The organism is Ruegeria sp. AP12 (genome assembly GCF_056540025.1).
The window spans coordinates 1-514 of sequence record NZ_JBQFVZ010000349.1 but is presented as its reverse complement, the minus strand read 5'-3'; the positions used below and the strand labels follow the sequence as shown (position 1 = coordinate 514).

Genomic DNA, 514 nt, shown 5'->3' with positions numbered 1-514 from the left:
GCGAGCCGAAGCCCTTGATTTCGGTCACCATCATGCCGCGTACGCCCGCTTCGGTCAGTGCCTCGCGCACCTCCTCGAGCTTGAACGGCTTGATTGTCGCAATGATCAGTTTCACGTCTGTCCCCTCTACTACTCCGGATCGGGCCGGCTTGTTTGCACGTGCAGAAAAAGAGCGCGTGTCGGGGCGTTAAGGAACGATTCCCCGACGTGAAACCGACTGAAAATGACGCTATATTGCACAATTTTTGCACAAACAGTGCTTGATGATTAAAAAATAGGCGAAAATGGGAAGGGTAGTTCCGGAAAATCGGATCTCAACATAGGCGGGACGTCAGGGTATGGTGAGGCAAAAGTATAACGGGCAGAGTTTGAGCATGTCTGAGTCCAAGCGCCGCAAACCGACACTGGTCGCGGATAAAAGATACCCTTCGAAGGCGCGCAAACCTTCGACGACCAAGCGGGCTGCCAAGCCTGCGGGCAAGAAGTCGACCGCCCGAAAGACCACGACCCGCAA

1 protein-coding gene is annotated in these 514 nt (G+C 54.7%); it reads right to left on the bottom strand.

Annotated elements, in window-relative coordinates:
* A partial coding sequence (locus ACR0E6_RS23150) for a P-II family nitrogen regulator (protein WP_480587851.1) occupies window positions 1-115 on the bottom strand: 115 nt, incomplete at its 3' end.
* Window positions 116-514: the final 399 nt, after the last annotated feature.